The organism is Mesorhizobium sp. L2C084A000, from assembly GCF_000502875.1.
GTDB lineage: Bacteria > Pseudomonadota > Alphaproteobacteria > Rhizobiales > Rhizobiaceae > Mesorhizobium.
The window spans coordinates 1-237 of the sequence record NZ_AYWX01000077.1 but is presented as its reverse complement, the minus strand read 5'-3'; the positions used below and the strand labels follow the sequence as shown (position 1 = coordinate 237).

Genomic DNA, 237 nt, shown 5'->3' with positions numbered 1-237 from the left:
CCTGCGGGTGGCTCCGGCAGGTTGGAGACGGTCACCGGACCGCTTTCTATATCGAAGATCCTGTTTTCGCCTTCGATGTAAAAATGATGGTGATCGGAGGTGTTGGTGTCGAAATAGGTCTTGGACCCCTCGACCGCCAGGATGCGCAGCAGGCCGGCCTGGGTGAACTGGTGAAGCGCGTTGTAGACGGTGGCGAGCGAGACCGGCACGCCGGCGGCGACCGCCTCTTCATGCAGT

At 61.2% G+C, this 237-nt stretch carries 1 protein-coding gene; it reads right to left on the bottom strand.

Features of this window, described 5'->3' with window-relative positions; all coding sequences use genetic code 11:
* Window positions 1-237, bottom strand: a 237-nt coding sequence (locus X735_RS135805; RefSeq protein WP_023814490.1) for a transcriptional repressor, incomplete at both ends; no start/stop codon positions are given.